Source organism: Vibrio sp. B1FLJ16 (genome assembly GCF_905175385.1).
GTDB lineage: Bacteria > Pseudomonadota > Gammaproteobacteria > Enterobacterales > Vibrionaceae > Vibrio.
Map to the genome: position 1 here is coordinate 2,404,873 of NZ_HG992749.1, position 17,700 is coordinate 2,422,572.

At 46.8% G+C, this 17,700-nt stretch carries 12 protein-coding genes; 5 read left to right on the forward strand and 7 right to left on the reverse strand.

The genetic code is table 11. The features are described from left to right. Nucleotides 1–59: 59 nt before the first annotated feature. From KHN79_RS10870 to KHN79_RS10890, 5 genes are all read left to right on the forward strand, one after another. Nucleotides 60–1,799: a glycoside hydrolase family 9 protein gene (locus tag KHN79_RS10870; protein ID WP_182008813.1), complete on the forward strand. Its 1,740-nt coding sequence runs from the start codon at nucleotides 60–62 to the stop codon at nucleotides 1,797–1,799. Between the two features lie 2 nt (nucleotides 1,800–1,801). After that, a complete protein-coding gene (locus KHN79_RS10875) occupies nucleotides 1,802–2,692 on the forward strand; it encodes an N-acetylglucosamine kinase (protein WP_182008814.1) in 891 nt (296 codons plus the stop codon). A gap of 8 nt (nucleotides 2,693–2,700) precedes the next feature. After that, a complete protein-coding gene (locus tag KHN79_RS10880) occupies nucleotides 2,701–4,620 on the forward strand; it encodes a family 20 glycosylhydrolase (RefSeq protein ID WP_182008815.1) in 1,920 nt (639 codons plus the stop codon). Nucleotides 4,621–4,705: 85 nt separating this feature from the next. Continuing rightward, on the forward strand, nucleotides 4,706–7,114 hold the full coding sequence (locus KHN79_RS10885) for a N,N'-diacetylchitobiose phosphorylase (RefSeq protein ID WP_182008816.1): 2,409 nt from the start codon (nucleotides 4,706–4,708) through the stop codon (nucleotides 7,112–7,114). 140 nt (nucleotides 7,115–7,254) lie between these two features. Continuing rightward, on the forward strand, nucleotides 7,255–8,667 hold the full coding sequence (locus KHN79_RS10890; RefSeq protein WP_182008817.1) for a phosphoglucomutase/phosphomannomutase family protein: 1,413 nt from the start codon (nucleotides 7,255–7,257) through the stop codon (nucleotides 8,665–8,667). 155 nt (nucleotides 8,668–8,822) lie between these two features. On the opposite strand, the gene KHN79_RS10895 is transcribed toward KHN79_RS10890, so the two are convergent. The 7 genes from KHN79_RS10895 to acnB all read right to left on the reverse strand — a co-directional run bounded on the left by KHN79_RS10895 (nucleotide 8,823) and on the right by acnB (nucleotide 17,663). After that, nucleotides 8,823–9,854 carry an ABC transporter ATP-binding protein gene (locus KHN79_RS10895; RefSeq protein ID WP_182008818.1) on the reverse strand — a complete coding sequence of 344 codons (1,032 nt, stop codon included), beginning with the start codon at nucleotides 9,852–9,854 and terminating at the stop codon, nucleotides 8,823–8,825. After that, nucleotides 9,854–11,479, reverse strand: coding sequence for an iron ABC transporter permease (locus KHN79_RS10900; protein WP_182008819.1), 1,626 nt, complete (start codon nucleotides 11,477–11,479; stop codon nucleotides 9,854–9,856). Before KHN79_RS10900 ends, KHN79_RS10895 begins: the two co-directional genes overlap by 1 nt. A 99-nt stretch (nucleotides 11,480–11,578) precedes the next feature. Continuing rightward, nucleotides 11,579–12,592, reverse strand: a complete 1,014-nt coding sequence (locus KHN79_RS10905) for a Fe(3+) ABC transporter substrate-binding protein (protein ID WP_182008820.1) — start codon at nucleotides 12,590–12,592, stop codon at nucleotides 11,579–11,581. Nucleotides 12,593–12,742: 150 nt separating this feature from the next. Continuing rightward, the gene (locus KHN79_RS10910) at nucleotides 12,743–13,972 is read right to left on the reverse strand and encodes an ammonium transporter (protein ID WP_182008821.1); all 1,230 of its coding nucleotides are present in this window, start codon (nucleotides 13,970–13,972) and stop codon (nucleotides 12,743–12,745) included. 26 nt (nucleotides 13,973–13,998) lie between these two features. After that, the gene (locus KHN79_RS10915; protein ID WP_182008822.1) at nucleotides 13,999–14,337 is read right to left on the reverse strand and encodes a P-II family nitrogen regulator; all 339 of its coding nucleotides are present in this window, start codon (nucleotides 14,335–14,337) and stop codon (nucleotides 13,999–14,001) included. Nucleotides 14,338–14,530: 193 nt separating this feature from the next. Next, on the reverse strand, nucleotides 14,531–14,899 hold the full coding sequence (locus KHN79_RS10920) for a YacL family protein (RefSeq protein WP_182008823.1): 369 nt from the start codon (nucleotides 14,897–14,899) through the stop codon (nucleotides 14,531–14,533). 166 nt (nucleotides 14,900–15,065) lie between these two features. Then, nucleotides 15,066–17,663: a bifunctional aconitate hydratase 2/2-methylisocitrate dehydratase gene (acnB, locus tag KHN79_RS10925; RefSeq protein ID WP_182008824.1), complete on the reverse strand. Its 2,598-nt coding sequence runs from the start codon at nucleotides 17,661–17,663 to the stop codon at nucleotides 15,066–15,068. Nucleotides 17,664–17,700: the final 37 nt, after the last annotated feature.

A 17,700-nucleotide genomic window follows, 5' to 3' on the forward strand; every position in this document is an offset into this window, starting at 1 on the left:
CATAAGGGTCAGGTTAAAACTGACCCATTTCTATCTTTTTTGTTTCGCGGAGACATTGAATGCTGCTACTCACCAATCACATTGGTTATGAGCGTCTGGGCCAGAAAAAAGCGGTCATCCAGACCGAACAACCTCATTTGTCAGATGACAGTGTTTTATTAATATGTGCTGAAAGCGCGCAAACAGTAGCGACATTTAAGTTACAAGAGCAAGGTAAAGTAGCAAACTGGCATCAGGGCTATTTCTATCTCATTGACTTCTCTTCGGTTGTCACTCCGGGCCACTATTATCTTCAATTTAAAGATGTGTGTTCATCCCAGTTCGAAATCGGTGAGCAACTGTTGCTGGACCGAACCCTGTCTGATGTGATCCATTACTTTAAATCTCAGCGTTGTGGTGGCATTTTTGATCAGAGTGATCGCCAAGCCCCAATCTTAAATTCCGACCAAACTGCCGATGTTCACGGCGGCTGGTACGACGCCTCGGGTGATGTCAGCAAATATTTGAGCCACCTCTCTTACGCCAACTACCTGAACCCTCAGCAAACACCGATGGTCGTCTGGAATATGCTTAAGGGACTTTCTTTACTTGAGGACAGCGAAAGTATCGCTGCGTTCACACGTACACGTCTTGTTGAAGAAGCGCTGTTTGGCGCAGATTTTCTTGTTCGTATGCAAAACGAACAAGGTTTCTTTTACATGACCGTGTTTGATAAATGGAGTAAAGATACCGCTCAGCGAGAAATTTGTGCGTACGAAACGCAACTCGGACATAAGTTCGATGACTATCAAGCAGGCTTCAGGCAAGGCGGCGGTGTCGCAATTGCCTCACTCGCGGCAGCATCTCGCTTAGACGTTCATGGTGAGTTCGATCAGCAGAAATACCTGAATGCTGCAGAGAACGGCTACTGGCACCTGAAAGAGTACAACGAGCAATATCTCAATGACGGAGAAGAAAACATCATTGATGAATACTGTGCTCTGTTAGCGACTACTGAACTGTTTAAAACCACTAAAGAACCCCGTTATCTGGAAGAAAGCCGCCAATGGGCAGCTCGCTTAGCCAATCGCCAGATGAGCGATGAAAATATCGAATACTACTGGTCTGCTAACCGGGATGGCAGCCGACCTTATTTCCATGCAGCAGAAGCAGGATTACCGGTTATTGCGCTGTGTGAGTATCTGTCCATTGAAGACGACGCAGAATTAGTTGAGTCCATCAGCCAGGTTGTCAGTCTGGCCTGTGAATTTGAGTTAGCGATCACCAATAACACCACCAACCCATTTGGTTACCCTCGTCAGTACGTCAAGGGAATCGATGAGGCCAAGCGTGAAGCGTTCTTTGTTGCGCATAACAATGAATCAGGCTACTGGTGGCAAGGTGAGAACGCACGCTTGGGCTCTTTAGCATCAATGGCGTTCCTGGCTATGCCCTATATTAAGTCACCTGAGACACAACAACAGCTGCTGCATTTTGCACAAAACGCACTCAACTGGATCGTTGGCCTCAACCCTTACGATATGTGCATGCTAGACGGACACGGTCATAATAACCCGGATTATCTGCCGCAGTATGGTTTTTTCAATGCTAAAGGTGGTGTGTGCAATGGCATTACAGGCGGCTTCGAAGATGAAGAAGACATTGCCTTCAATCCACCAGCACAAAAAGACGACATGCTGCAAAACTGGCGCTGGGGAGAACAATGGATCCCCCATGGTGCCTGGTACTTACTCGCTATCATGAGCCAGGCGCAACACTGCTCAAGTGTAGCGATAGCTCAAGAAATGAAGGAGCAGTAGTCATGGGTATGTATTTTGTAGGTATCGATGGTGGTGGCACCTCCTGCCGCGCCCGCATTAAAGACGCTCAAGGTAATTTTCTGGGTGAAGCCAAAACCGGCAGTGCCAACATCATGTTGGGTGCTGAAACTGCAATGGCTTCAATAATCGACGCCATTACTTTAGCGGCAGGGCAAGGTGGCTTGTCTCAGCAAGACTTTTCATCCATGCACGTAGGCCTTGCATTGGCAGGTGCTGAGCACAAAGCATCCTGGCAAGCATTTATGTCTCTTCTCCACCCGTTTGCCAGCATGACGTTAAATACCGACGCGTACGGTGCTTGTCTTGGCGCGCATAACGGTAAAGACGGCGCAATCATGATTGCAGGAACCGGCTCCTGCGGTATCTACCTGAAAGGGCTTGAACAGCATGTGGTGGGCGGCCGGGAGTTTCCTATCTCAGATCAAGGCAGTGGAGCAGTAATGGGCCTACACCTGATACAGCAGGTTCTGTTGGCACAAGATGGCATCCGAGAAAAAACGCCACTTGCCGAATACGTAATGGCACATTTCGAAAACGACGTAGACAACGTGGTGGCTTGGTCCAAACAAGCCCTGCCCCGAGATTACGGGCAGTTTTCTCCAGCAATCTTTCAATATGCACAACGAGGCGATGAACTGGCGATTGAAATGCTGAAACAGACCGCCTCCGACATAGAAATGTTTCTTGTGGCATTAAACAAACGTGGCGCTACGCGCATTTGCCTGATGGGCAGTATTGCCGAACGTATTTTGCACTGGCTTTCTCCACCCGTTCAGCAGTGGATCGTCGAGCCTCAGTTTGACGCGATTGACGGCGCGATCATGTTCGCCGGAAAACCGGAGCACAACCTTTACTCGTTAACGGTAAAGTAGGAGTAGATATGGAATATCGTCTTGACCTTGTTGTTCTATCAGAACAAAAACAAAACTGCCGATTTGGCCTGACTTTTCATAATCTAAGTGATCAGGATCTTCACGATTGGCAACTTACTTTTGCTTTTGACCGATACACTCTGCCCGACAGTGTATCCCATGGCCTGCTTAAACAAGTGGGCAGCTTTTGTACTTTAAAACCCGAAGGCATGGTATTAGCAGCAAATCACAACTTTTACTGTGAGTTCAGTATTGGCTCAAACCCATTCCGCTACTACTCCGACGGCTTTAATGAAGCTCTGGTTGAGTTTGTCCTCAACGGAAACGCCCAACGCGCTGAGGTTGATGTAACACCTATTGTCCTGGCGTCACCTTACCGCGAGCGCAGTGAAATTCCGTCTAGTAATGCTCACCCACAACCATTACTACCAAAACCTAACTTCATTGAAGTGGATGACAATTACTTCACGCTGACTGAAAAAGCCGGTATTTCCGTTTACTCGGATTTAGCAGGTTCAGCCAAAGAATGGTTGATCGAGGAACTTCAGCGCATTCACCAGTTTGAGATTTCTACTGCCAATAACAGTCAGATCATCTTCAAAGGCAACCCGACGCTAGATGAAGGTGCATACAAACTAAAAGTGACCGAAGCATCGATTAAAATCGAAGCAGGTTCATCATCAGGCTTTATTCACGCCTGTGCCAGCTTGCTGCAACTTATCAAGAGAAGTGCTCAAGGTGATGCTATGGAAGTCGCTTGCTGCTCGATTAAAGATCGTCCTCGCTTCCGCTATCGCGGAATGATGCTCGATTGTGCTCGCCATTTTCACTCTGTAGAGCAGGTAAAGCGTCTTATTAACCAGTTAGCCCACTACAAGCTCAATGCATTCCACTGGCATCTCACTGATGATGAAGGATGGCGTATAGAAATAAAGTCACTGCCCGAGCTGACAGACATCGGCGCATGGCGTGGATTAGATGAAACCATTGAGCCTCAGTACACACACTTTTCTCAGCGCTATGGTGGCTTCTATACCCAGGAAGAAATTAAAGAAGTGGTGGCCTACGCATCACAGCGTGGCATCACCGTCATACCAGAAATTGATGTTCCGGGTCACTGTCGTGCCGCCATCAAGTCACTACCACATTTGTTAGTGGACAAAGATGACACGACCGAATACCGCAGTATTCAGCACTATAGCGATAATGTACTTAACCCAGCCCTTCCGGGCAGCTACGAGTTTCTCGATAAAGTACTGGAAGAAGTTGCTGAACTCTTCCCTGCCCCTTATTTACATATCGGAGCAGATGAAGTGCCACACGGCGTATGGTCGAAAAGTCCCGCCTGCCAGACCCTGATGGAGCAGTTGGGCTACAACGATTACAAAGAGCTGCAAGGCCACTTTTTACGTTACGCGGAAGACAAACTTCGCAAGCTTGGCAAGCGCATGCTCGGTTGGGAGGAAGCTCAGCATGGCGACAAAGTGAGTAAAGATACGGTTATTTACTCCTGGTTGAGTGAAGACGCAGCTCTAAACTGCGCACGTCAGGGCTTTGATGTGGTACTTCAACCAGCGCAAACCACTTACCTAGATATGACCCAGGATTACGCGCCAGAAGAGCCAGGAGTGGACTGGGCAAACCCAATACCACTGGAAACGGCCTACAACTATGAACCACTCTCACAAGTGGCAGATGATGACCCGATAAGAAAACGTATCTGGGGCATTCAGGCCGCCCTTTGGTGCGAAATTGTCAACAACCGGTCACGTCTGGAATACATGGTATTCCCGCGCCTGACCGCAATAGCAGAAGCTTGCTGGACCGATAAACCACACCGGGACTGGACCGACTATTTATCACGCCTGAAAGGACACCTTCCTCTGCTCGAGTTGCAAGGCGTGAATTACCGTAAACCATGGAAGTAACGTAGCGCCATACACCACACGCTGAGCTTTCAATAATTTTTAAATTTTGGCTGCTAGGGCAGCTTTGTAAAAAGGAAATACACAAATGAAATACGGCTATTTCGATAACGAGAATCGTGAATACGTCATTACTCGCCCAGATGTACCAGCACCTTGGACTAACTACCTAGGTACGGAAAAGTTCTGTACAGTTATTTCAAATAACGCTGGTGGCTACTCGTTCTACAACTCTCCAGAATACAACCGTGTTACTAAGTTTCGTCCAAATGCAACTTTCGATCGCCCTGGACACTACGTTTATCTTCGTGATGATGAAACGGGAGACTACTGGTCAATCTCATGGCAGCCAGTCGCTAAGAGCTTAGATGAAGCTAGCTATGAAGTTCGTCACGGTCTGTCTTACTCTAAGTTTAAGTGTGAGTACAGCGGCATCTCAGCAACTAAAACGCTATTCGTACCAAAAGGCGAAGACGCGGAAGTTTGGGATGTGGTGATTAAAAACACTTCAGACAAACCACGAACTATCAGTGCGTTCTCATTTGTTGAGTTCTCATTCAGCCATATTCAGTCAGACAACCAAAACCATCAGATGTCACTCTATTCAGCAGGAACGGCGTACAAAGATGGCGTGATTGAATACGATCTGTACTACAACACTAATGACTTCGAAGGCTTCTATTACCTGGCATCTACGTTCGATCCAGATTCATACGATGGTCAGCGTGACAGCTTCCTGGGTCTGTACCGTGATGAAGCAAACCCACTAGCCGTTGAGCAAGGGAAATGCTTCAACAGTGCGCAAACTTGTTACAACCACTGTGGTTCTCTACACAAGCAGTTCACTATTCAACCGGGTGAAGAAGTACGTTTCGCTTACATCCTCGGTATCGGTAAAGGTAACGGCGAACGTCTGCGTGCTAAATACCAGAACCTGGCAGAAGTGGATAACGCATTCGCGGGTATTAAAGCACACTGGGATGAGCGTTGTGGAAAATTCCAGGTGAAATCACCAAATGAAGGTCTGGATACCATGATCAACACTTGGACGCTATACCAAGCAGAAACTTGTGTAGTTTGGTCTCGCTTTGCCTCCTTTATCGAAGTTGGCGGTCGTACAGGTCTTGGCTACCGCGATACGGCGCAAGACGCAATTTCAGTACCTCACGCTAACCCGAAAATGACGCGCAAACGTATCGTTGATCTTCTACGCGGTCAAGTGAAAGCAGGTTATGGTCTACACCTGTTCGATCCAGACTGGTTCGATCCTGAGAAAGCAGATGTTAAACCATCTAAATCACCAACCGTTGTTCCAACACCTTCAGATGAAGACAAGATCCATGGCATCGAAGATACTTGTTCTGATGACCATCTATGGTTAGTACCAACCATCTGTAAATACGTGATGGAAACCGGCGAACACAGTTTCTTTGAAGAAGTGATTCCATACGCAGATGGCGGTGACGCAACTGTATATGACCATATGAAAGCAGCGTTAGACTTCTCTGCAGAGTACGTAGGTCAGACCGGTATCTGTAAAGGCCTACGTGCCGACTGGAACGACTGCCTGAACTTAGGTGGTGGCGAATCTTCAATGGTGTCATTCCTGCATTTTTGGGCACTGCAAGAGTTCATCGATCTGGCGAAATACCTGGGTAGAGATGCCGACGTAGAGAAGTACACGGCTATGGCGGCTAACGTTCGCGAAGCGTGTGAAACGCACTTGTGGGATGAAGAAGGCGGCTGGTACATCCGTGGTCTAACGAAGAACGGCGACAAGATCGGTACTGCACAACAGAAAGAAGGCCGTGTGCATCTTGAGTCAAATACTCTGGCAGTCCTTTCTGGCGCGGTATCTCAGGAACGCGGTGAGAAAGCAATGGATGCTGTCGATGAGAACCTGTTCTCTGAATACGGCCTGCACCTGAACTCACCTTCTTTTGCAACACCAAACGACGACATTGGTTTCGTAACTCGCGTATACCAGGGCGTTAAAGAAAATGGCGCTATTTTCTCTCATCCAAACCCATGGGCTTGGGTAGCAGAAGCGAAGCTGGGCCGTGGTGATCGTGCAATGAAGTTCTACGACGCGCTAAACCCGTACAACCAGAACGACATCATCGAAAAACGTATCGCTGAACCATACTCCTACGTTCAGTTCATCATGGGGCGTGACCACCAGGATCATGGTCGTGCAAATCACCCATGGCTGACAGGTACCTCTGGCTGGGCTTACTTCGCAGTAACGAACTTCATTCTTGGTGTACGTACTGGTTTCGATGGCCTGACTATCGACCCGTGTATCCCGACCGACTGGCCTGGATTTGAAGTAACTCGTCAGTGGCTGGGTGCTACCTACAACATCAAAGTAGTTAACCCGAATTCTGTCAGCAAAGGGGTGAAATCTATCACTCTTAACGGTGAAGCGGTTAATGAGGCATCAGTACCTGTGCAAGCTGAAGGTTCAGTTAACGAAGTCATTGTTACTCTAGGGTAAGGTACTTTGGGTTAATCCATTTTACATAAGTCCACTGCATTTGCTCACCTAGAGTCACTGTAGTGGATTCGCTAGCAACAGATTTTCATTATAAATATTTTGAGATGCGGCGTATTGCCGCTCTTATTGAGGATCAAATTATGATCAAATTTGGTACAGGCGGCTGGCGTGCATTTATAGGTGAAGAGTTCACCAAAGAGAATGTACGTCTGGTTGCTCAAGCGGTTGCAAACATCACTAATGCTGAATCTGTAGCAGAGCGTGGCTTTGTTATCGGCTACGACCGCCGCTTCCTTTCTGACAAGGCTGGTCGCTGGTTTGCTGAAGTTTTGGCTGCCAACGGTGTGGTTGTCAGCTTCATAGATAAGTTCGTTCCGACACCAATCGTCATGTTCCAGGCGAAAGAGATGAACTGTGCTTACTCTGCTTGTATTACCGCTTCACACAACCCTGCGGACTACAATGGAGTCAAAGTCTTTATCGAAGGCGGTCGTGACGCTGATGAAATCATTACTCAGAAGATTGAAACGCAAATCGCGACACTCACGGCAAACGATGTCAAAAGCATCGACTTTGATCAGGCTGTTGAAGATCAGCTTATTCAGGTTATTAATCCGATGAACGAATTCGTTGATTCGATTATTAACTTTGTCGATATAGAAGCAATCAAAAAAGCCAACCTTCGCGTACTTATCGACCCTATGTTTGGGGTAGCAAAAAATGCGCTGCAAACGGTCTTGATTAACGGCCGCTGTGAAGTAGACGTGATTAATGATGGCAAAAACCCGGACTTTGGTGGCTTAATGCCCTCACCGAGTGCCGCCACACTTTACCGTCTGATGCACCTCGTCGCTCAGGAAGGTTATGACATTGGTATCGGTACCGATGGTGATGCCGACCGCTTAGGTATCATTGATGAAAAAGGTAACTTTATTCATCCAAATGAAGTACTGATCTTACTGTACTACTACTTACTCAAATACAAAGGCTGGAAAGGCTCTGTAGTACGTAACATCGCAACGACACATCTGCTAGATAAGATTGCAGAAGATCATGGTGAAAAATGCTTTGAGGTTCCGGTAGGCTTTAAGCACATCAGCTCACAAATGGAAGCCGATGATTCTCTTATCGGCGGTGAAAGCTCTGGTGGTTTGACTATTCGCGGCCACATTAAAGGCAAAGATGGTGTTTTCGCTTCCAGCCTGCTGGTAGAGATGATTTCTGTTACCGGTAAAAAGCTATCTGAACTGTTAGATGAAATTTACGGTAAGTACGGCTACGCCTATATGGCAGAAGGCGATTGCAAATTCAAACCTGCGCAAAAAGAAGCCTTGTTCAACAAGATATATGTTGAGAAGCAGCTTCCTAGGTTCGAATTTGAGATTGAAAAAGTCAGCTACGATGATGGCGCAAAAGTCTACTTCAGGAATGGGGGCTGGATCATCGCTCGCTTCTCAGGCACTGAGCCTCTACTACGTATTTTTGCAGAGATGCAAGACAAAGACAATGCGGAACGTGTTCTTCAGCAGTTCAAAGACTTCCTGTCTTTATAACTGACCTTGTGCCCGCTTCAAGCACGTCGGCGAAAGCTTGGTTATTCTGACTAAGTTAAGCTAAGGACGAAGGACACTTGCCCGGCATCACCGCCGGGCCTTTTTCCTTTCTGTACATTTTTTCTTTCGGTACACATGCCTTGGTACAGATCAATTTAAGCGAAAGCCAGCACGCCCTGCGTATCCACGCTTACTGCAACACTATCACCAATGTTCAAAGCTTGTGAAGAGGTCGCTAACAAACGATCACCATTGACATCAATAACATAGCGACAGTGATCTCCCATAAAGTGCTGCTCTAACACTTTCACCGCACTATCCTGATCTGCCTGAATTTGTATATGCTGTGGCCTCAGCAACAAAGCACAATCAGCTTGTATCTGAATATCCTGCTGCGCACTCGCTTCTACCACACCTAAATGAGTTTCGAACTCAGATTCTGAAACTCGCGTAGCAGCCAGATAGCTACCGCCACCTAAGAAATCAGCAACAAACTTACTCGATGGTCGGTAATACAATTCTGAAGCAGTGCCATATTGCTCGATAACACCATGATTCATCACTGCCATCTTGTCCGCAAAAGCAAAAGCTTCTTCCCTGCTGTGAGTAACAAAGATTGCCGTTACACCCTGTTGCTTAAAGATCTTTCGAATCTCACGAATCAGTTCGTGGCGAACTTGGGTATCAATGTTGGAGAAGGGTTCATCAAGCAATAGCAGATCCGGCTTGTAAGCGAGCGAACGTGCGATCGCTACACGTTGTTGCTGGCCACCAGAAAGCTGATGCGGGTAACGCTCTCCATAACCTTTCAGGTGCACTAATCCCAGCATCTCTTCGACTTTAAAAAGCTTCTGCTGAGCGGTTTCATTCTTAAGGCCAAAAGCGATGTTCTCAGCAACCGTTAAGTGAGGAAACAAGGCATAATCCTGGAAAATCATACCGATATTACGTTGCTCAGGTGGTAACCAGTTTTCACCGTCATCAATCGTCACGCAGTTCAGGCTCATTTGACCGGAAGACAGGGGTAACAGACCCGCAACGGCTTTTAGCAAAGTAGTTTTGCCACAACCACTGGCGCCTAGCAAACACACTATCTGACCTTGCTCGACCTCTAATGACAAAGATTCTAAAACGGTCTGATCATCATATTGGCAGGTCAAATTTCTAATTGATAATGCGCAGCTCATCAGTGATTTTGCTCCAGTGAACGGTTAACGACAACAAGCGGAATTAGTCCGACAAGAACTAACAGTACAGCAGGCAAAGCTGCCAATTCTAAATGCTCATCCGAGGCGAAGTTATAAACATAAGTAGCAAGGGTTTCAAAGTTGAATGGACGAAGCAACAATGCGGCGTTGAGCTCTTTCATTGACTCAATGAACACCAGCAGCGCAGCAATAAGCGCACCACGTTTAACCAGGGGGAAATGCACACGCCACAGCATCACATTCGGCGTACAACCCATCGTACGAGATGCCATATCCAGCGAAGGAGAGATTTTGTTTAAGTTACTCTCGATACTACCAATTGCTACCGCGGAGAAACGCACCACCATGGCGAAAATCAACGCAAACATTGAGCCAGAGAAAATCAACCCAGGCCTTCCCCACTCCATCGCTTTCGCAATATCATTCACTCTGTGATCCATGAACAAAACCGCTACCATGACACCAATTGCCAGTACCGTCCCCGGAACAGCATAACCCATTGACGATAAGCGCATGAATGCCAGTGTACTAGGTCTACCACTCACCCGGTTGGTAAAGTTCACGACCAGCGCTACAGCGACACCGATGATGGCAGCAATGACAGATACAACCAAACTGTTCCAGGCATATTCACGGAACTGAGGCGTCCAGCTTTGAGAGAAGTAAGTAATCGAATAATCAATCAATTGCATCAATGGCAGAATGAATGCGATTAAAACCAATCCCCAGCACCAGATCAATGCGGCCCATTTTTTCCACCCCGTCAACTCATAACGAAAGTCTTCATGGCTATTAAACTGGCTCTGAAACAACTTCTGCTTTCTGCGACTGTATCGTTCTGTGCTCAGCAGCAATACAACGATCACCAGCATGATCGCAGAAATCTTAGCGGCAGCATTAAGGTTGGAATAACCAAGCCAGGTATCATAGACCGCGGTCGTCAGAGTATTAACTGCAAAGTAACTGACAGTACCAAAATCACCAATAGTCTCCATCGCGACAAGCGACAGACCAACAGCTATAGACGGACGCACTAACGGCAACGAAATACGCCAGAAACTTTCCCACGGAGAGCACTTCAGCAGGCGGGCACTTTGTAGCAGCGAAACGTTCTGCTCCATAAATGCAGCGCGGCAAAGGAGATACACGTACGGATATAAAACGAGAGAAAGTACAAATGTCGCACCAGATAATGTACGGATATCAGGGAACCAGTATTCTCTTGGTCCCCATCCGGTTATCTCACGTAAGAAAATTTGTATCGGTCCGGCAAAATCAAACCAGTCGGTAAAAATATAGCCGATGATATACCCAGGCATCGCCAGAGGCAGCACCAAAGCCCACTGCAACCACTTTTCCGACGGCAGTTTACACATGGCCATTAACCATGCACACGGAATACCAAAGATTAAAGACAACACCATCACACCAACCGTAAGCGCGACAGTATTAAAGATATAGGTCGGCATAACCGTTGCCATCAGGTGGGCAAACAGCTCATCCGTTTCACCAATTGCGGTGTAGAAGATCGCTAAGATCGGCAAAACCAGTAATAAAGTTATCACTCCACTACTGGTTTTCCATGAAGAATGTTTGTCTTTCATTGCCTAATTACTGCAAGGCTGCATGAAATATAGATGCGGCTGCAAATACATCTCATATCCTTTAATCAAATGGGGGTACTGTTATACCCCCACAAGGGATTAAAGGTCAAATTTCACTTCATCAATCAGCTTAATCGCAGCTTCATGGTGAGATGCGATATCATCCAGTGAAAGTGTATCCGCTTTAAAGTCGCCCCAAGATTCCACCAGTTCAGAACGCTTCACACCTTCTTTAACCGGATATTCGAAGTTTATCTCAGCGTACATTTTCTGAGCAACATCACCTGTCAGGAATTCCATCAGCTTCAGCGCATTTTCTTTATTTGGCGCGTATTTTGCCATCGCCATACCAGAAATGTTCACGTGAGTACCCGTGGTTTCCTGGTTAGGGAAGTTAATATAAACCGCATCAGCCCAGGCTTTCTGCTCTTTATCATTAACCATTTTACCCAGGTAGTAGCTGTTACCTAAAGAAACGTCACACAGACCTTCTTTAATCGCTTTCACTTGCCCACGGTCGTTACCTTGTGGTTTACGAGCCAGGTTCGCTTTGACACCCTCCAGCCACTGCTTGGTTTCCGCTTCACCGTAGTGAGCAATCATTGATGACACTAGAGAAACGTTGTAAGGATGCTTACCGCTACGCGTACAAATCTTGCCTTTGTACTCTGGCTTAGCCAGATCTGCATAGTTAAAATCAGCGCCTAGCTTACCAACGCGGTCGCGAGAAGAGTAGACACTGCGCGTACGTAGCGTCAGTGCAAACCATTCATTTTCTTTGTCCTGGTATTGAGCAGGTACGTTTTCTTCAATGATTTTGCTGTCTACTTTCTGAACCAGGCCTTTGTTAGTAAGTTCTGCAAGACGGCTAATATCAGTTGTCAGCAGAACGTCTGCTGGGCTGTATTCACCTTCCTGAGCCAGTTTTTCTGCGATGCCTGTTTTAGCAAACTTCACGTTTACTTTAATGCCAGTTTCTTTAGTAAACTCGTCAAACATAGGTTCTACTAAGAACGGTTGACGGTAAGAGTAGACGTTTACTTCTTCAGCAGCCATTGCTGTAGGGGCTAAAGTTGAGCAAGCAAGTGCTGAAAGAGCGAACAGTTTTTTCATTGTTGAATCCTTTACCAGAATTAATGATAACGTTTATCAGTTGCATTATTATATGTATCTTCAATGGTAAGACAACGACCAATACAAAAAAACCTGCTATCAATAGCAGGTTTTTGTTAGCGAGAATGTAACAATATGCTACATGGGATATTATTTCGCAGTTACGAACTCTGGGTAAGCGCCTACGCCACAATCATGCATATCCATACCTTCCAGCTCTTCTTCTTCGCTTACTCGGATACCAACTGTTGCTTTCAGAATGCCCCAAACAACCAGGCTTGCACCAAATACCCAAGCAAAGATAACAGCAGCACCAAGAAGCTGAGCACCGAATGTCGCATCGCTGTTGCTTAGAGGCACAACCATCAGGCCAAAGAAACCACACACACCGTGTACAGAAATCGCACCTACTGGATCATCAATCTTAAGCTTGTCCAGACCGATGATGCTGAATACAACGATTGCACCAGAAACTGCACCGATTGCAACAGACCATAGTGGTGATGGAGATAGTGGATCCGCAGTGATAGCAACCAGACCAGCCAAAGCACCGTTCAGGATCATAGTCAGGTCAGCTTTACCCCAAGTAGTCTTACACACTAGTAGCGCTGCGATTGAACCCGCTGCTGCTGCTGCATTGGTGTTAAGGAAGATTTGACCTACTGCTGTCGCGTTCTCAAAATCAGAAACCATCAGCTGAGAACCACCGTTGAAACCAAACCAGCCGAACCAAAGGATAAACGTACCAAGTGTAGCAAGCGGCATGTTTGAACCTGGGATTGGGTGGATTTCACCATTTTTACCGTATTTACCTTTACGGGCACCAAGAAGCAGAACACCTGCTAGTGCTGCAGAAGCACCGGCCATATGTACGATACCTGAACCAGCAAAGTCACTGAAACCTGCTTCTGAAAGGAAGCCGCCGCCCCATGTCCAGTAGCCTTCCATCGGGTAGATGAATGCTGTCAGAACTGCTGAGAACACTAGGAATGACCAAAGCTTCATACGTTCTGCAACTGCGCCCGAAACTACAGACATTGCTGTTGCAACGAACACAACCTGGAAAAAGAAGTCTGACTCTAGCGAGTGGTCTGCGCCTTCCGCTTGTGAGCCAATCAGACCACCAAATGATGGCAGCCAACCGCCTTCAGCGTTATCAACGTACATGATGTGGTAACCTACAACCAAGTACATGGTGCAGGCAATCGCGTATAGACAGAAGTTTTTAGTTAAAATTTCTGTTGTGTTTTTTGAGCGCACTAGACCTGCTTCGAGCATGGCAAAGCCAGCTGCCATCCACATAACCAATGCACCGGAAATGAGGAAGAAAAAGGTGTCAAGTGCATAACGCAACTCCGTTACAGTTGTTGCTAGTTCCATAATAATGTCTCCAATCCTTTGAATACTTAAAGTGCTTCTGCGTCCATCTCACCAGTACGGATACGCACAGCTTGGCTCAGGTCGTATACAAAAATCTTACCGTCACCGATTTTTCCGGTTTGTGCCGCTTTAGTGATAGCTTCTACTACGCGCTCCACATTGTCAGCGTGAGTAGCAATTTCGATTTTCACTTTTGGCAGAAAATCAACCTGGTACTCAGCTCCGCGGTACAGTTCGGTATGACCTTTCTGGCGACCAAAACCTTTAACTTCTGATACTGTCATTCCTTCGATGCCGACGTCAGCTAACGCCTCACGAACATCGTCTAACTTAAACGGCTTTATAATGGCATTGATTATTTTCATTAAATTATCTCCGAAGCATTCCATTCATCCTGATACGCTTCTAATAATCCAATCTACGTGCCAAGTTTTTAAGTTATTGATTTTTAATAACAATACTTAAAATCAAACTCTAAAAACCAAAAAGGCGCACCATTACAGTGCGCCCCTTTCACAAATTTAAAGCAAGTGAAGGTTACTTACCCAAAACTGTGCATCAAATGTTCAAAAAATCTTTCCATTGCTCTATAAGGGTCACGAAATCCTCGATACCGCAACTTGCAGTACTCTCCGAATCGTAGAAATCAAACTCACTCTCCAGCTCTAAGTCATAACTGTGTGCCAGGATGTTTTCCTGCACTAATACTTCATCACCATGAATAGACACACTGATTTCTGTACCAGTTAAGCTATGCTCTTGAGAAGGCGAAGAAAAAGACTGTTCAATCAAGGCTTCAACCAGATGAATTTTTGCAGGGTCTTTACCAATTTCTTCTTGAAGCCAGCGCCCTACAATCTCATGCCCCATACTGCATTTGACGTAATACTCGCCCATCAAAGTATTGCGGATGAATTCAAATTCCATCGAGATAGCCTTTTCGTATCAATTTGGTGCGGAGTATAGCGAATGAACCCGTGATCCTCCAAACGACTTGCAGAATAACCTGAGCTCAGGGTAGAGCGCGGTAGATAGCCATAAAAAAAGCACCTCATCGGAGGTGCTTTCTATTGGTGCATTTATCGAATGCTACTTATGCAGGCTCTTGGAAGATAACCGTATCCGCTTTCTTAGTGTACTGATCCATCTTGTGGAAGTTCAGGTAACGGTATGTATCCGCTGCTGTCGCGTTGATCTTCGCTGCGTACTCCAAGTACTCTTCTTTAGTCGGAATACGACCCAGGATTGCACCGACTGCCGCAAGCTCTGCAGAAGACAGGTAAACGTTCGCACCTGTACCCAGACGGTTCGGGAAGTTACGCGTTGACGTCGACATTACTGTCGCTTTGTCAGCTACACGAGCCTGGTTACCCATACACAGTGAACATCCCGGAGTTTCGATACGAACACCAGCACGGCCGTAGATACCGTAGTAGCCTTCTTCCGTTAGCTGATCGCGGTCCATCTTAGTTGGCGGAGCCACCCATAGACGTGTATCTAGCTGACCACCCCACTGCTCAAGCAGTTTACCTGCTGCGCGGAAGTGACCGATGTTGGTCATACATGAACCGATGAAGACTTCATCGATTTTCGTACCCTGCACTTCTGAAAGCAGACGAGCATCATCTGGGTCATTAGGAGCACATAAGATTGGCTCGTTAATTTCCGCCAGATCAATCTCGATAACGTGCGCATATTCTGCGTCCGAATCAGCTTCCATAAGCTCTGGATTATCTAACCACTCTTGCATTGCAGTGATACGACGCTCGATGGTACGACGGTCGCCGTAACCTTCAGAGATCATCCATTTAAGCATAGTGATGTTCGAGTTCAGGTACTCTTCGATCGACTCTTGAGACAGCTTAACAGTACAGCCAGCCGCTGAACGTTCTGCTGACGCATCAGAAAGTTCAAACGCTTGCTCAACCGTTAGGTGCTCAACACCTTCGATCTCTAGAACGCGACCAGAGAATTCGTTGATCTTACCTGCTTTCTCAACCGTTAGTAGGCCTTGCTTGATGCCGTAGTAAGGGATTGCATGTACCAGGTCACGTAGTGTGATACCAGGCTGCATTTCACCTTTAAAACGAACCAGGATTGACTCAGGCATATCCAGAGGCATAACACCTGTAGCCGCTGCGAATGCAACAAGACCAGAACCTGCTGGGAATGAAATGCCTAGAGGGAAACGAGTATGCGAGTCGCCACCTGTACCAACAGTATCAGGCAGAAGCATACGGTTTAGCCACGAGTGGATAACACCGTCACCAGGACGCAGAGAAACACCGCCACGGTTCATGATGAAATCAGGTAATGTGTGGTGAGTGTTCACATCAACTGGTTTAGGGTATGCCGATGTATGACAGAAAGACTGCATAACAAGGTCTGCTGAGAAGCCAAGACACGCAAGGTCTTTCAGCTCATCACGCGTCATAGGACCCGTTGTATCCTGAGAACCTACCGTAGTCATCTTAGGCTCACAGTAAGTGCCCGGACGAACACCTTCTACGCCACACGCTTTACCAACCATCTTCTGAGCAAGCGAGTAACCTTTGCCTGTATCAGCAACGTCACCAGGCTTACGGAAGATATCAGTAGCTTCCAGACCCAGCGATTGGCGAGCTTTGTCAGTCAGACCGCGACCGATGATCAGTGGGATACGACCACCAGCACGTACTTCGTCGATCAGTACGTCTGTTTTTAGTTTGAACTCAGCCAGAGTTTCACCGGTTTCGTGGTTACATACTTTGCCTTCGAACGGGTAAACATCAATCACGTCGCCCATGTTCAGCTTAGATACGTCAACTTCGATTGGCAGTGCGCCTGCATCTTCCATTGTATTAAAGAAGATAGGAGCAATCTTACCACCCAGTACGTAACCGCCAGCACGTTTGTTTGGTACATTAGGGATGTCATCACCCATGAACCAAAGCACTGAGTTAGTTGCAGATTTACGAGAAGAACCTGTACCTACTACGTCACCGACATAAACCAGCTGATGACCTTTAGATTGCAGTTCTTCGATCTGTTTGATCGGACCGATACTACCAGGCTGATCTGGGTTAATGCCTTCACGCTCGTTCTTAAGCATTGCAAGAGCGTGAACTGGGATATCAGGGCGAGACCATGCATCTGGTGCCGGAGACAGGTCATCGGTGTTAGTTTCACCAGTAACCTTAAATACAGTCAGAGTGATTTTTTCTTGCAGCTGAGGCTTAGACAGGAACCATTCCGCATCAGCCCAAGATTGTAAAACTTGTTGTGCAAAAGTATTGCCTGCTTTTGCTTTCTCTTCTACGTCATAGAAAGCATCAAACATAAGCAGTGTGTGAGATAGCGCTTTTGCAGAAATTGGCGCTAGAGCATCGTCGTCCAATAGATCAACTAGTGGCGCGATATTGTAACCGCCTTGCATAGTGCCTAGCAATTGTGCTGCTTTTTCACGACTTACTAGCGGGGAAGATACTTCACCTTTTGCAACCGCTGTCAGGAAGCCAGCTTTCACATATGCCGCTTCATCAACGCCAGGTGGAATACGATTCTCTAGTAGGTCAAGAAGAACCTCTTCTTCACCTTGAGGGGGATTTTTAAGAAGTTCCACAAGACCAGCAACTTGCTCAGCGTCTAGTGGTTTAGGTACAACTCCTTCGGCAGCACGCTCTTCGACGTGTTTACGGTAGGCTTCAAGCACGACTTTTTCCTCTCATTGCGGTTCCTCCTTTATTATT

Excerpts from the sequence above, each read along its gene's own strand:
- KHN79_RS10870 (WP_182008813.1), top strand. The coding sequence starts at position 60 with ATGCTGCTACTCACCAATCACATTGGTTATGAGCGTCTGGGCCAGAAA.
- KHN79_RS10875 (WP_182008814.1), top strand. The coding sequence starts at position 1,802 with ATGGGTATGTATTTTGTAGGTATCGATGGTGGTGGCACCTCCTGCCGC.
- KHN79_RS10880 (WP_182008815.1), top strand. The coding sequence starts at position 2,701 with ATGGAATATCGTCTTGACCTTGTTGTTCTATCAGAACAAAAACAAAAC.
- KHN79_RS10885 (WP_182008816.1), top strand. The coding sequence starts at position 4,706 with ATGAAATACGGCTATTTCGATAACGAGAATCGTGAATACGTCATTACT.
- KHN79_RS10890 (WP_182008817.1), top strand. The coding sequence starts at position 7,255 with ATGATCAAATTTGGTACAGGCGGCTGGCGTGCATTTATAGGTGAAGAG.
- KHN79_RS10895 (WP_182008818.1), bottom strand. The coding sequence starts at position 9,854 with ATGAGCTGCGCATTATCAATTAGAAATTTGACCTGCCAATATGATGAT.
- KHN79_RS10900 (WP_182008819.1), bottom strand. The coding sequence starts at position 11,479 with ATGAAAGACAAACATTCTTCATGGAAAACCAGTAGTGGAGTGATAACT.
- KHN79_RS10905 (WP_182008820.1), bottom strand. The coding sequence starts at position 12,592 with ATGAAAAAACTGTTCGCTCTTTCAGCACTTGCTTGCTCAACTTTAGCC.
- KHN79_RS10910 (WP_182008821.1), bottom strand. The coding sequence starts at position 13,972 with ATGGAACTAGCAACAACTGTAACGGAGTTGCGTTATGCACTTGACACC.
- KHN79_RS10915 (WP_182008822.1), bottom strand. The coding sequence starts at position 14,337 with ATGAAAATAATCAATGCCATTATAAAGCCGTTTAAGTTAGACGATGTT.
- KHN79_RS10920 (WP_182008823.1), bottom strand. The coding sequence starts at position 14,899 with ATGGAATTTGAATTCATCCGCAATACTTTGATGGGCGAGTATTACGTC.